Origin of the sequence: Streptomyces sp. NPDC060209 (assembly GCF_042728155.1) — a bacterium.
GTDB lineage: Bacteria > Actinomycetota > Actinomycetes > Streptomycetales > Streptomycetaceae > Streptomyces.
Genome location: NZ_JBHWZS010000022.1, coordinates 42,639 through 57,438 on the forward strand (window position 1 = coordinate 42,639; position 14,800 = coordinate 57,438).

The window sequence follows — 14,800 nt, forward strand, 5'->3', positions numbered from 1 at the left end:
TGGGATTGGTCCAACTCTCATACGCTGGAAGGACGATGAGTCTCCGATGACGGATCCCACTGCTCTCTGCGCGCTGCTTTCTCCCGCGAGCCTGGACGACGTACGCAGGCGAACCGGGGACTATTCCGACCGGACCATCACCGAGGCGTGCGCCATCGGACTGTCGTACTGGGCGACAGGCCGCAGCCCCGACGGCATCGACCTCACCTCCACCACCCTGTTCGCCGACGTTCTCCGGTGGGTCGACAACGGCGGTGCAGCACCCGCGGGTTGGGAGATCGGTGCCGACGGCCGAAGCATCAGTGCCCCCGAAGGCGTGATGCCGGCAGACGCGCAGCTGGCGCTGGACGACCTGGCCGACTTCCCGGACCGGCCCGTCGGGACCATCGGCCCTGTCGGCGCGGCGGCGAGGATCAAGGCCCTGACCGAGTGGAACGACACCGGGGCCGATCGAATCCGCCCGACAGTCGTCGAGATGTTCCTCGAGCAGGCACGGACCAGGCCCGACGCCATCGCGATCGTCGACGAGCACCGGTCCCTGACGTACCGTCAGGCGGCCTCGCTCTCGAGCCAGTTGGCCCACCACCTGATCGGGCGTGGGCTCACCGCCGAACAGGTCGTCGGCATCTCACTGGGTCGCTCCGCCGACATGGTGATCGGGCTGCTCGGCGTGCTCCAAGCCGGCTGTGCGTTCGTGCCGCTCGACCCGCAGTGGCCTGCCGAGCGCCGGGCAGTCGTCATCGAGGACGCCCGTGTCGTGCTGCAGCTCAACGATTCGGGTGAGCAGCGGGCGGGTGAACCGGCAGCGGTGCCCGTCGATCTCGACGCCTGGAGGTTCCGCTCCTACCCCGCCGAGCGCACCGACGTCGCCGTCCCCGGCGCCGCCCTCGCGTACGTGATCTTCACGTCCGGTTCGACCGGCCGTCCCAAGGGCGCCATGATCCGGCACGAAGCCATCAGCGAGCGCCTGCTGTGGCAGTCCCAGGAGATCCTGGGCTTCGGCCACGACGACGCGTCACTGTTCAAGGCCCCGTTGTCCTTCGACATCTCCATCAACGAGATCTTCCTGCCGCTCGTGCGCGGCGGCAGGCTCGTGGTCCTGCGGCCGGGCGGCGAACGCGACCCCCACCACCTGCTGAGCGTGCTGTCCGATCAGCGCGTCACCTTCACGTACCTGGTGTCGTCCATGCTGGACGTACTGCTGGAGATGGCCGGCGACTCCGGGCGGCTGGACAGCCTGCGGCACGTGTGGTGCGGCGGAGAGGTCCTGACCCCGGAACTGTACGAGCGTTTCCGCACCCGGCTCGACATCCCCATGTACCACGGCTACGGCCCGGCCGAGACGACCATCGGCGTCTCGCACGTCATCTACCGAGGAGCGGCGGAGCGGCTGTCGACGTCGATCGGCAAGGCCAACCCCAACACCCAGCTGTACGTGCTCGACGACGAACTGCGTCCGGTCCCGGTCGGAGTGGGCGGCGAGCTGTACGTGGGAGGGTTCCTCCTGGGGCGTGGATACGTCAATGCGCCCGGCCTGACGGCGTCCCGGTTCGTCGCGAACCCCTTCGCGGGGGACGGGTCCCGGCTGTACCGGACCGGTGACCTCGCGCGGTTCGCCCCGGACGGGTCGCTGGACTTCCTCGGCCGGGCAGACAACCAGATCAAGATCCGCGGCATGCGGCTGGAGATCGAGGATGTCGAGGTGGGCCTCGGGGAGCACCCCTCGGTACGGCACACCTGCGTCGTAGCGAAGAAGAACACGGCGGGCGGAAGCTACCTGGTGGGGTACGTCATCCCGGTCACCGGCAGTGAGGAGCTGCACGGGGACGAGGTCAGGGCGTGGGCCGTCGAGCACATGGTGGAATACATGGTGCCGGCCCACATCGTCGTGCTGAAGGAGTTCCCGCTCACCGCGAACGGCAAGGTCGACCGGGGCGCACTCCCGGAGCCCCGCGTCGGGACGGGCTCGCTCGTCCCGCCCGCCACCGAGAACGAGCGCCTGGTGTGCGCGGCGGTCGCGTCGGTGCTGCGACTGGACGAGGTCGGTGTCGACCAGGACTTCTTCCGGCTCGGCGGAGACAGCATTCTGGCGATCTCGCTGCTGAGCGCCCTGCGCGCCGCGGGTCTCTACGTCACGGCACGGCAGATCTTCACCCACAGCGTCGTGGGTGCGCTGGCGGCGGTCGTGAGCCGGGAGGACATCTCCTCCGCGGGGCACGACGATGTGGCGACCGGGCCCGTCGTCGGATCACCCGTCGTCCAGTGGCTCGGCGAGACGACGGACGCGATCGACGGCTTCGTGCAGTCGGTCGTGCTGAACACCCCGGCGGACCTGACCGCCGACGCCCTCGACGCGATCCTCACCGCGGTGGCCGGCCGGCACGACATGCTCCGGGCCAGGCTGGTGCGCGGCGACCGCTGGAGCTTCGACATCCCGGAGGCCGACCAGGCCGTCGTGGGGTGGCAGGAGAGCGGTCTGCCACTCGACGCCTGCGTGGCACTCGCCACCGAAGGGCTCGACCCCGAGCGCGGCGCGATGCTGCGCGCCGTCTGGCGCCGCGAGGCACGGCAGCTCGTCGTGGTCGTCCATCACGTGGTCGTCGACGGCGTGTCCTGGCGGATCCTCATGGATGACCTGGCCGCCGCCTGGCGGCAGTTCGCGTCCGGCGTGCCGGTCGAGCTGCCCCCGGCGGGTACGTCGTTCCGGCGCTGGACGCAGGTGCTGGAGAGTGCGGCGTTCGAATCGGACCGTGCTGCGTACGAGCGGCCCCTGCCCGGAGCGGACGGCCCCCTGGGCAGGCGCTCACTGTCCGAGGCGGACACCGTCGCCCGGGAACGGACCCGGACCGTCGCGGTAGGTCCTGAGGCCACGGCGGCGCTGCTGGGGGAGATACCCGCGAAGTTCCACGCGGGCGTCAACGACGTGCTGCTGACCGGGCTCGCCGTCGCTCTCGCCCGGTGGCGCCGCGACCTCGGACAGGACCAGACGTTCGCACACATCGAACTGGAGGGACACGGCCGCGAAGCACGGTTCGTGGCGGACAGCACCGGCTTCGAGCCCGAACTGTCGCGGACCGTGGGCTGGTTCACCACACTGTTCCCGGTGGTCGTGGACCCCGGTGCGACGGCCGATCCCACCGCCCCCGCATACCTGGCCGCCGCGCTGAAGGCGGTCAAGGACGGCCTCGCCCGGGTGCCGAGCAACGGCCTCTCCTTCGGCGCCCTGCGGTACCTGACCGACACCGGGCTCGACGCGCCCGCCCCACAGGTGCTGTTCAACTACCTGGGCCGCTTCGACTCGGGCACGGCCGGGGACTGGCAGTTCGCCGGCGCCACCGGGCAGCTGGGCGAGAAGCGCGACCCGAGGATGCGCCTGCCACGCGCCCTGGAGTTCAACGCGATCGCCGAACCCGCCTCGAACGGCGAGTACGAGCTCGTCACCACCATCTCCTGGCCCGACGGGATGTTCACCGACGAGGACACCGCGGACATCGGCGTCTATCTGCGAGAAGCCCTGACCGGGCTGGCCGCGCTCGAACAGGGCGGCCACTCGCCCGGCGACTTCCCCCTGGTGCCGCTCACCCAGGGCGATGTCGACGCCCTGGACGGCCCGGCGCTGCTGGACATCCTTCCCCTGACCCCGCTGCAGGAGGGCCTGTACTTCCACTCGGTCTTCGACGACGACTCGGCGGGCAGCTACGTCGAGCAGCAACTGCTCACCCTGGACGGCGAGGTGGACGCCGGCCGACTGGCGACGGCGGCGAGCCGGCTGCTCACGCTGTACCCGAATCTGGCCGCCCGGTTCGCGGCTCTCGCCGACGGCCGTGTGGTCTCCGTGCTGGAGAGCGGGGTGGAAGCCCCGTTCACCACGCTGGACCGCCCCGGCATCACCGACGCCGAGATCCGTGAGCACGCCGAGCGGGACCGCCGCGCCGGGTTCGTCCTGGCCACGGGCCCGCTGATGCGGTACACGCTCATCCGCGGGGGACCCGGCAGGACAGTGCTCGTGCAGACCGTGCACCACATCATCGCCGACGGCTGGTCGGTGCCGCCGATGCTCCGCGCACTGCTGGCCGAGTACCACGCGCCCGGGAGCCTGTATCCGCTCGGCGGCTTCCCCGACTACGTACACCGGCTCGCCGGCCTCGACGACGACGAGAGCGACCGGGTCTGGCGCGACCAGCTCACCGATCTGCCCGGCCCCTCCCTGGTCGCCGACGGTCACACCCCGTCCGACCGGTTCGCCGATACCGCGGTGGAGCCGGACGACGACATCGACGCGGCCGTCCGGTCGGCGGGCGTGCCGCTGAGCGTGGCCGTGCACAGCGCCTGGGCGGTGACGCTGGGCGGCATCCTGCAGGGCAGGGACGTGGTGTTCGGTTCCACGGTCTCCGGTCGCGACGCGGAGCTGTCCGGCATCGAGGACATGGTGGGTCTGTTCATCAACACGATCCCCTTGCGTGCCCGTTGGACCGGTGCCACCAGGGTTCGCGACCTGCTCACCTCGGTGCGGGAACACCAGAGCGCGGTGCTGGCGCACCAGCACGTCTCCCTGGCGAGGATCGGCCGCCAGGCCGGCGGCGGCGCCCTGTTCGACACCCTGGTGGTCTTCGACGTCGCGACCGATGTGGGTGCTCTACGGCGGCCCGGCGACGAACTGGCCGTCACCGGCATCGTGAACGAGGGCGCCCCCCACTACCCGCTGACCCTGGTCGTTGAGCGCACACCCGCCGGCCGTGCGCGCTTCAACCTGATCTACGACGGGGAGCTGCTGCGCGGGACGAGCGCCCAGGCGATCCTCCGCAGCTTCACCCGGACCCTCACCGGCCTGCTCACCCGGCCGGACGCGCTCATCGACGACCTGGCACCCGACAACGCCCGCAGCCCCGAACGGATCGCCCCGACGACCCTGGGCGGCCTGTTCGACGCCGCAGCCGGCCGTGACCCGGGGGCCACCGCCGTGACCCACTGCGCCCTCGACGGCGCAACCCGGTCGATGACCTACGGCGATCTGGCCGCCGCGAAGAACGAGCTGGCCTCGACCCTGCGCGCGGCCGGTGCCGGCCCGGGCAAGCGCGTCGCCGTCGCCGTCCCGCGCTCCCCCGAGCAGGTCGTCGCCCTGGTGGCGATCGTCTCCGCGGGCGCGGCCTACGTACCCCTGGACCTGGCATACCCGGACGAACGGCTGGAGTACATCCTCACCGATGCCGCTCCGCAGGTGGTCCTGGTCGACCGTGAGCAGCGGGACCGCTTCACGGAACTGCTGAGCCGGCTCCCAGACGTGGAAGCCCGCGTGCTCGTGCTGGGTGACGAACCACCGCAGGCGGACGTGCCGCAGGACACCCCCGGACCCGAGGCCGGATGGCACGACCCCGCGTACGTGATCTACACCTCCGGATCGACCGGCAGACCCAAGGGTGTCGTCGTCCCGCACTCCAGCGTCGTGACGCTGCTGGCGAACACACGGCCCGGCATGGGCTTCGGTCCGCACGACGTGTGGGTCCAGTTCCACTCCTACTCCTTCGACTTCGCGGTCTGGGAGCTGTGGGGCGCGCTGGTGCACGGCGGTGAGCTGCTGGTGCCGGAGTACGGGCTGACCCGCTCCCCGGTGGACTTCCACCGGCTGGTCCGCGAGCGCGGAGTGACCGTGCTCAACCAGACCCCTTCGGCCTTCTACCGGTTCATCGAGGCCGACCGGCACGCCGCCGAGCCCGTCACCGCGCTGCGCCGGATCATCTTCGGGGGCGAAGCGCTGGATCTCGCGCGACTGCGCGGCTGGGTGGAGCGGTACGGCACCGCTTCGCCCGAGCTGGTCAACATGTACGGCATCACCGAGACCACCGTCCACGTCACCCACCGGGTGCTCACGGACGAGGACTTCGGCGGCGACGTCAGCCCGATCGGCGGTCCGGTTCCCGGCCTCGCCACGTACGTTCTCGACGAACGGCTCCGGCCGGTGCCGCCCGGCCGGGTGGGCGCCATCTACGTCGCCGGTGACCAGGTGTCGCTCGGCTACCTGGGCAGGCCCGGGCTCACCTCGGGCCGGTTCGTGGCGAACCCGTTCGCGGGCGACGGCTCCCGCATGTACCACACGGGCGACCTCGCCCGCCGCACGCTCGACGGAGAGCTGGAGTTCGCCGGCCGCGCCGACGACCAGGTGCAGCTCAAGGGCTTCCGCATCGAGCTCGGCGAGGTGGAGTCCGCGATCAGAGGGCTCGACGGTGTGGTGGACGTGGCCGTCACCGTGGCCGACAGCGAGGACCACCTGGTCGCACACGTCGTGGGCCGGGTACCGGGCGACCTCACCGGCCGCCTGTCCGCGAAGCTGCCCGTGCACATGGTCCCGGGCCGGGTGCTCCAGGCCGAAGCCCTGCCGCTGACGGTCAACGGCAAGCTGGACCGCAAGGCGTTGACCGAGCGCGCCGCTCAGGACGTCACACAGTCCGCGGCGAGCGATTCCGCACTCGCCGCGATGGTCGGGATCTTCGCCGAGACGCTGCCCGGCTCCCTCGCCGTGGACGGCGACACCGACTTCTTCATGGCGGGGGGCGACAGCATCGTCGCCATCACCGTGATCAACAGGGCCAGGGCACTCGGCCTGTCGATCGCGCCACGCGACGTGTTCCTGTTCAGGACACCGCGCGCGCTCGCCGAGCACCTGGGGTCGCGCACACCGCAGGCCGCGGTGCCCGCCCCCGCCCGCCGCGAGGACGGACCCCTGACGCCGACCCCGATCATCCTGCGCCGACGTGAACTGGGTGGCTCACTTGCCCGGTTCGCCCAGGCCAGGGCACTGGTCGCGGCCGAGGGCACCGGGTTCGCCGACGTCGAACGCGCCGCGAACGCCGTCCTGGCCGCCCACCCGGTCCTCCGGCTGCGGCTGGACATCGCGCACGGCGTGTGGGCACTGCGCACCGAAGCCGCCCGCCGGGCCACCGTCGTACGCAGTGACACGGCCGACGCGACGGCCGTGGCGAACGAAGCCGCCGGGCACCTCGATCCCGAGGCCGGGGAAGTCATCGCGTTCTCGTGGCTGGAGCCGAGCCGGACCCTGGTGGTCACCGTCCACCACCTCGCCGTCGACTCCGTGTCCTGGCTGATCCTGCTCGACGACCTGGCCACCGCCCTGCGCGGGGGAACGCTGCCGCCGCCGACCACTTCCTACGCCGAGTACGCCGAAGCCCTGAACACCCGGTCCGCCGATGTCACCGACGACCTGGGCCACTGGATCACCACACTCCAGGCCCCCGCGCTGCTGCCCTCGGTCGAAGGGCTGCGCGAGACCACCGTCGTGCTCGCGCCCGACGTGAGCGACCGGGTGACGCGTACCGCGCCCGCCGTACTCGGGCTCGGCCTCACGGAGCTGCTGTGCGGCGCGCTCCGGGCCGCGCTCACACACGTCCAGCCGTCGCCCACCGACCTCGCCGTCGAGCTGGAGCGGCACGGCCGGGTCCCGGCGCTGGAACACCACGACTACACCCGCACGGTCGGCTGGTTCACCTCCATCGCGCCCGTGCGGCTCACGGCGCACACCGACCCCGTCGCCGCGGCGCGCGAAGTCGCCGAACGCCAGCCGGACGAGCGCGGCCACGTGGCCTACGGCCGGCTCAGGTACCTCGACGCGCAGACGGCCCCGCTGCTCGACGCCCGCCCGCAGGTGCTGTTCAACTACCTCGGCAGGGGGAGCGAGTCCCAGGCCCTGACCATCACCGACGGAAACGGGTACAGCCCGTACGCCGTCGAGGTCAACGCGTGGACCGACGAGACCACGGGAAGCCTGCACGCCGGCTTCACCCTCGCCGACGGCATTCCCGACGAGGTGACCGACCACTGGCGCGGCGCACTCGAACGGATCGCGGACGCCTCGGCCACGGCCGAACGCACGGCACCGGTCACCCCGCTCCAACGGGGTCTGTTCTTCCAGGCCCAGATGGCCGGCACGGCCGGACACTACGTCGCGCAGAGCTACTTCACCTTCGACCGGCGCCTGGACACCGACGCGCTGGCCGAGGCGATGGCGTACGTGATCGCGCGGCACCCGGTCGTGGGCGCCGGCTTCACCACCGACGACGACGGAAACCCGGTCCAGGTCCTCAAGGCGGGCCGGCGGGTCGACGTCCGCACGATCAATCCTGCGACGGACGCGGAAGCCGAAGCCCTGCGCATCCGGGACCGCGACATCGGATTCGACCCGGACGAGCCGCCGCTGATCCGGCTGACCGTGATGCGTCTGCCCGACGACCGCGACGGCTTGCTGCTCAGCTACCACCTGCTGCTGTGGGACGGCTGGTCCCGCGAGATCCTGCTGCGGGACCTGTTCGACGCCTACCGGGCAGTCGTCGCGGGCGAGCCCCTGGACGCGACCCCGGTCACGCCGGGCTTCGAGGACTACGCCCGGAAGCTCGACGCCAGGCCCCCCGCCGTATCAGAACGCTTCTGGGCGGAGCACCTGGCCGGTCTCACCGGCCCGACGCTCCTCGCCGGCCCGAACCCCGTCCTCACGGACGACCTGCCGCACGCGCTCGTGCACAAGCTGTCCGCCGCACAGTCGGAACTGGTGCGCGAGGCCGCCAGGGTGCACGGCGTCACACTGAACACGGTGCTGACCGGCGCTTTCGGCCTCATGCTGGGCGGCCGTACGGGCCGGAGCGACGCCGTGTTCGGCGTGACCGTCTCCGGCCGTGAGGGCGAGGGCCTGTCCGACATCGTCGGCGTGCTGCTCAACACCGTGCCCATGTGGACGCGGGCCCGGCCGGACGACACGGTCCGGGAGTACCTGGCGGCCGTCCAGGCGGCCAGGGTCGAGGCGATGGAGCACGAGCACCTGGGGCTCGGCGAGATCCAGCGGGCCAGCGGGCACGACAGCCTGTTCGACAACCTCTTCGTGCTCCAGAACTTCCTGGACATGGACGCGTTCGCCGAGATGAACGCCAGGCACGGCATCACCTCGGTGAAGGCGGACGACTCGACGCACTACCCGTTCACCTGGGTCGTCACGCCCGGCGACCGGCTCACCGTCAAGCTGGAGCACCGCGACGACGACACCGGGAACGCCCGTCGTCTCCTCGACGACTACCTGCGTGTGCTCGACGACCTGGCCCGGTCCACCGGCCCGGTCGGCGCACTGTGCGGCCCGGGCCCGCAGCCCGAGCCCGCCGAGCGCACGGAGGTCGGCTCGGACACCGTCGTCGACAGGTTCGACCGGGCGGCTGACCAGGACCCGCAGCGGATCGCCCTCGTCGCCCACGGCTCGACCATGACCTTCGCGCAACTCCGCGACCGCAGCCGCGCGGTGGCCGGTGCACTGGTCCGGCGCGGAATCGGGCCGGAGACGACCGTGGGTCTCGCGATCCCGCGCTCCCTCGACTCGATCGTGGCACTGTTCGCCGTGCTGCGCGCCGGCGCCGCGTATGTACCGCTGGAGCTGGACCACCCGGACGAGCGGATCGCCGCGATCGTCGCCGAGGCCCGCCCGGAGGTGATCCTCACCGTGAGCGCCGTGTCGCCCCGGCTGACCGGCGACCTCATCGAACTCGACCGTCCCCTGCCGGAGGCGGAACCGTTCGTGACGTTCGCGCCGGACGCCCCGGACCGCCTGCGGCACCCCGCGTACACGATCTTCACCTCCGGATCGACCGGGAAGCCCAAGGGCGTGGTGACCGAGTACGCCGGTCTCACCAACATGCTGATCAACCATCAGCGCCGCATCTTCGAGCCGGTACTCGCGGAACACGGGCACCGGGTCTTCCGGATCGCGCACACCGTGTCGTTCGCGTTCGACATGTCGTGGGAGGAGCTGCTGTGGCTCGCGGACGGCCACGAGGTGCACATCTGCGACGAGGAACTGCGCCGCGACGCGCCCCGGCTGGTCGAGTACTGCCTCGAGCACGGGATCGACGTCATCAACGTGACCCCGACCTACGCGCAGCAACTTGTCGCCGAAGGTCTGCTGGACGACCCCGCACGGCGGCCCGCACTGGTGCTGCTGGGCGGTGAGGCCGTCACCCCGACGCTGTGGCAGCGGCTCGCGGAGACCGAGGGGACGGCGGGCTACAACCTGTACGGGCCGACCGAGTACACCATCAACACCCTCGGCGTCGGCACCTTCGAATGCCAGGACCCGGTGGTCGGCGTCGCGATCGACAACACCGAGGTGTATGTGCTGGACCCCTGGCTGCGGCCCCTGCCGGACGGGGTTCCCGGGGAGCTGTACGTGTCCGGTGTCGGCATCGCGCGCGGCTACCTCGGGCAGCCCGCCCAGACCGCGCACCGCTTCGTCGCGTGCCCGTTCGGCGCACCCGGCGAGCGCATGTACCGCACCGGGGACCTGGTGCTCCGCCGGCCCGACGGGAATCTCATGTATCTGGGCCGCACCGACCAGCAGGTCAAGATCCGGGGCCACCGGGTCGAACCGGGCGAGGTCGAGGCCGCGTTCGCGTCGCACCCGGCGGTGCGGTTCGTCGCCGCGGTCGCTCAGCCCGACCCACAGGTCGACGGCGCCCACCGGCTGGCCGCCTACCTCGTGCTCAGCGGCTCCGACCTCGCGGCGGTCGCCGCCGAGGTGGGCAGCGGCCTGCCGGACTTCCTGCGCCCGACGCACTACGCCCAGGTCGACAGCATCCCGCTGACGGTGAACGGGAAGGCCGACACGAAGGCGTTGCCGGAGGCCAAGCCGCTGGGCGTGCTCACCACGGTGGACGAACGCGGCCCGCGGACCGGGACCGAGACGTCGGTCTGCGAGTTCTTCGCGGAGGCACTGGACCTGGACGACGACGAGGTGAGCGCGGTGAGTGATTTCGTGTCCCTCGGCGGGCACTCCATGCTGGCGGTGCGGCTGATCGGGCTGCTCCGCCGGGAGTACGGTCCTGTGGTCACGATCCGTGATCTGCTCACCCTTCGAACCCCGGAAGCGATTGCCCGCCACCTTGATGACAACAACTGACGCACAGCGGCCCCGCCCGGGGGCCGACATCCTCCGGACCGCCCTGCGCCGCAACGCCGGCGCGGTCGTCCGGGGGACCGTCCTCATGGGTCTGTACCAGGCGGGTGAGACCGCCTTCCCCATCGCGCTCGGCCTCATCGTCGAACACACGATGCAGGACCGGAGTCCCGGCTCCCTCGGCCTGTCGATCGGCGCGCTGGCCGTGATCATCACGACCGTGTCCCTGTCGTGGCGTTTCGGGATGCGTGTCCTGCAGAAGGCCAACACGACCGAGGCGCACCGGTGGCGGGTCCGGGTCGCGGCCTGCGGACTCCAGTCCGTGGCCAGGGACGTCGACCTGAAGTCCGGTGAGGTGCTGACCATCGCCACCGAGGACGCCGACCAGACCGCCGACATCGTCGAGGTCGTCCCCCTGCTGATCAGCTCGCTCGTCGCGGTGGCGGTCGCGTCGGTCGCCCTGGGCCTGGCCGACGTCCGGCTCGGCCTGCTGGTGATCGTGGGAACCGTCGGGATCCTGTCCGTCCTCAGCGTGATGTCCAGGCGGATCGGCTCGAGCACCCGCGAACAGCAGGCCCGCGTGGCACGGGCGGGCGCCAAGGTCGCCGACCTGATCACCGGCCTGCGCCCGCTGCACGGCTTCGGCGGCAACCACGCGGCGTTCCTCTCCTACCGGAAGGTCAGCACGGAGGCGAAGCACCAGGCGATCACCGTCGCCCGGGTGAACGGCGTCTACGCGGGCACCGCACTGGCCCTCAACGCGGTTCTCGCCGCCGCCGTGACCCTGACGGCGGGCTGGCTGGCGTACGGAGGCCTGATCACCATCGGCGAGCTCGTCATGGCCGTGGGACTGGCGCAGTTCATCATGGAACCGCTCAAGATGTTCTCGGAGATGCCGAAGTACGTGATGATGGCGCGCGCCTCGGCCGATCGGATGGCACTGGTGCTGGCCGCGCCGCCGCTGACGAACCCGGGCCGGGACACCCCTGCCGCGGGCGGAGACCTCGAGATCGACGGTGTCCGTTACGGGTCCCTGCGCGAGCTCAAGTTCCATGTGCACGCCGGTGAGTTCGTGGCCGTCGCCGCCTACCGGCCACGCGCGGCGGCCGAGCTCGCCTCGATCCTGGGCGTGAACGTCCCGCCCCAGGCGTACGAGGGAGTGGTGCGGGTCGGCGGGCGGGAGATCACGGACCTGTCGGTCGAGGCCCTCCGCGAGCACATGCTGGTGAATCCGTACGACGGGGAGATCTTCGCGGGCAGCCTCCGCACGAACATCGATCCGTCGGGCACCAGCTCGATGGTCCCCGAGGCCGTGGAGGCGTCGCTGCTGACCGACGTCGTCGCCCTCCACCGCGAGGGACTCGACCACGGCGTCCGCGACCGTGGCGCGAACCTGTCCGGGGGGCAGCGCCAACGGCTGTCCCTGGCCCGCGCCCTCGCCGCCGACTCCGACGTCCTGGTCCTGCACGACCCGACGACAGCCGTCGACGCGGTCACCGAACAGCTCATCGCGCGAAACATCGCGAAACTGCGCAAGGGCCGCACCACCGTCGTGATCACGAGCAGCCCCGCTCTCCTGGACGCCGCCGACCGGGTCCTCGTCCTGGACGACGGCGTCATCACGGCCGAGGACACACATCGCCACCTCCTCGCGTCCGACGAGGACTACTGCCGGGCCGTGGCCCGGTGACCTGACCGGCCCGGTCGTCACTTCGGTGCGGCGCCCCCGCCGGGCAGGAGCCGGCTGCGGATCGCGCGTGGGGACCCGCCGAGTTCGCGGTGGCACGCCTTGTTGAAGGCTTGGAGGTCGCTGATGCCCACCGAGCTCGCGATCGCCTGGATCGACATCGTCGACTCACGCAGCAGGTGACCGGCGTGGTCAAGGCGGCGGTAGCGGATGTAGGCCGCCACGGTCGAGCCGGTCTCGGCGCGGAACAGGCGTGTCAGTTGGCTGTGGGAGATCCCGCTGCGCCGGGCTATCTCCGGCACCGTCAGCGGGGCGGCGAGATTGGCCTCGATATGAGCCATGGCCGAAGCGACCGCTCCGTGCGCGCCGCCCGGTCGCTCACTCCCGGCGAGCCGCGCGACTCGCCACAGCGCCGTCCACATCTCCGCCGTCGCCTGGGCCGGCGCCCCCGGCATGGCGGCGAGCGCCCGGTTCAACAGCCCGGAGAGGAGAGGGGCCTCCGTGCCGGCGTCCTGCATGACAGGTACTCGGTGACGCTCCCCGGCGTCCGCCACACGCAGATGCGCGTACAGGTGCTCCGACCGGCCGCGGTAGTCGAAGGTGGCCTCGGTGCCGGGCGGGATCAGGCTCACGCGTCCGGGACCGATGGCATGTCGCCTGCCGCCGACGGTGAGGTGTCCGGTGTACCCGTACAGGTGCATCTGCCACAGGTCAGGCAGCCGGAAGACGTCACGCAGACCGCTGACGCCGTGTACGCCGACTCCGATGTTCACCACACCCGGAGGCGCGGCCAGTGACAGCGAGACCTGTTCCATGACGAAAATCTACCAGTGGTCAACGAAAGGAGCCCATGCCCTGACTGCTGGGAACTCATACGGTTGCCATATGACGACCAGAGAACACCTGCTGACTTCGGTCCAAGTCGCTCGCTTCGTCGCGAGCGGATCTCTGCGCCTGGACGCGGTGGTACCGCCCGAGATGAACGAGCAGGCGGTCGAGGTCCTGGACGCGGGGATACCTCCCGTGCCCTACGGGACGCCGCTCCCGCAGGCGTTCGCCCCAGGTTCCTTCGCCCAGCGCCTGACGTCACTGCCGACCGTGGCCGGCGCCATTCGGAGCCTCGTGGGTCCCGAACCGACGGTCGACCACCACGCCGTCCACGTACGGGAGCCGCACCAGGGCTCAGCCCAGCCGCTGCACGGCGACGCCATCATCGACGTGCGGCCGGACGCCTTCGACATCCAGCTCATGTACTACCCGCACGAGGTCACGGCCGACATGGGCGGCACCCTGAGCGTGCCCGGCAGCCATCTGCGCCGCACCAACGAGACCGACACGGGCCGCTACCAGAACCTTCGGGGCCAGACCCGGCTCGTGTGCCCGGCCGGTACGGTCGTCCTCCTCCACCACGGCATCTGGCACGGCGGGCGCAGGAACGACAGCGACATACCCCGGTACATGTTCAAGGTCCGGTTCAACCCGGTGGTTCCGCAGGTCCGCCTGTGGAACACCGACGATCTCGGCGACCCGCAGGTGGAGCGCGAACTGCGGGCCGGCTTCGACTGGTACGAGGCGGCTGCGGGCCGACTGGAGATCCACAACCGGGTGCTGCTCTGGCGGGCGCTCACCGGCGACGACACCTTCGACATCGACTACTGGGTCACGCGCGTGAACAACCGGCCGGCCCTGGGGAGCAACGCATGAGGCAGCAGGTCCTGATCCTCTTCCTGGCCAATTCGGCGCTCGACGCGGGCGTGATCGGCTGGTCGGCCTATGACGGCACCGGCCGGACCCGCCCGACCACGGGCGACGCCGACGAGCCCCCCTACGAGACGGGCCTGGAGGCCCTGCTGGACGGCTGGCGGCTGATCCAGGCCTCCCAGCTGATCCCGCCGCATCCAGGACACGAGTACGACACGTCCTTCCTCAAGCACGAGTTCATCTTCGAGAAGCTGCACCAGGACGCCGGGAGCCCGACCGCCGCGGCGGAGTGACCGAAGCCGTCGGTGCGGACGGCGCGGTCCCCGAACGCGGTCGAGCGAGCCCCGACCGGGCCGGAGGCTTCCGGTCCTCCTAGGGTCTTTCGTGTCGATCGGGCCGGATCGGTGAGCGGGGTCCGGTGCCGTGGATCGCAAGGCGGAGGAGGGAGGCATGGCTCCGCCATGCCTCCCTCC

5 protein-coding genes are annotated in these 14,800 nt (G+C 71.1%); 4 read left to right on the forward strand and 1 reads right to left on the reverse strand.

The features are described 5' to 3' along the window. The first annotated feature begins 46 nt into the window (after positions 1-46). Together ACFWFI_RS07030 and ACFWFI_RS07035 are read left to right on the forward strand one after the other, a co-directional pair. Positions 47-10,942, forward strand: a complete 10,896-nt coding sequence (locus tag ACFWFI_RS07030; RefSeq protein ID WP_387386489.1) for a non-ribosomal peptide synthetase — start codon at positions 47-49, stop codon at positions 10,940-10,942. After that, positions 10,929-12,629: an ABC transporter ATP-binding protein gene (locus ACFWFI_RS07035; protein WP_387386492.1), complete on the forward strand. Its 1,701-nt coding sequence runs from the start codon at positions 10,929-10,931 to the stop codon at positions 12,627-12,629. The genes ACFWFI_RS07030 and ACFWFI_RS07035 overlap by 14 nt, the downstream gene beginning before the upstream one ends. Positions 12,630-12,646: 17 nt before the next feature. Here the strand turns inward: ACFWFI_RS07035 and ACFWFI_RS07040 are convergent, their stop codons facing one another. Next, a complete protein-coding gene (locus tag ACFWFI_RS07040) occupies positions 12,647-13,441 on the reverse strand; it encodes an AraC family transcriptional regulator (RefSeq protein ID WP_387386494.1) in 795 nt (264 codons plus the stop codon). A 70-nt stretch (positions 13,442-13,511) separates the two neighbouring features. On the opposite strand from ACFWFI_RS07040, the gene ACFWFI_RS07045 reads away from it, so the two are divergent. Both ACFWFI_RS07045 and ACFWFI_RS07050 read left to right on the forward strand, forming a co-directional pair. Further along, a complete protein-coding gene (locus ACFWFI_RS07045; RefSeq protein ID WP_387386497.1) occupies positions 13,512-14,330 on the forward strand; it encodes a phytanoyl-CoA dioxygenase family protein in 819 nt (272 codons plus the stop codon). Continuing rightward, positions 14,327-14,620 carry a hypothetical protein gene (locus ACFWFI_RS07050; protein WP_387386499.1) on the forward strand — a complete coding sequence of 98 codons (294 nt, stop codon included), beginning with the start codon at positions 14,327-14,329 and terminating at the stop codon, positions 14,618-14,620. The genes ACFWFI_RS07045 and ACFWFI_RS07050 overlap by 4 nt, the downstream gene beginning before the upstream one ends. The last annotated feature ends 180 nt before the right edge of the window (positions 14,621-14,800 follow it).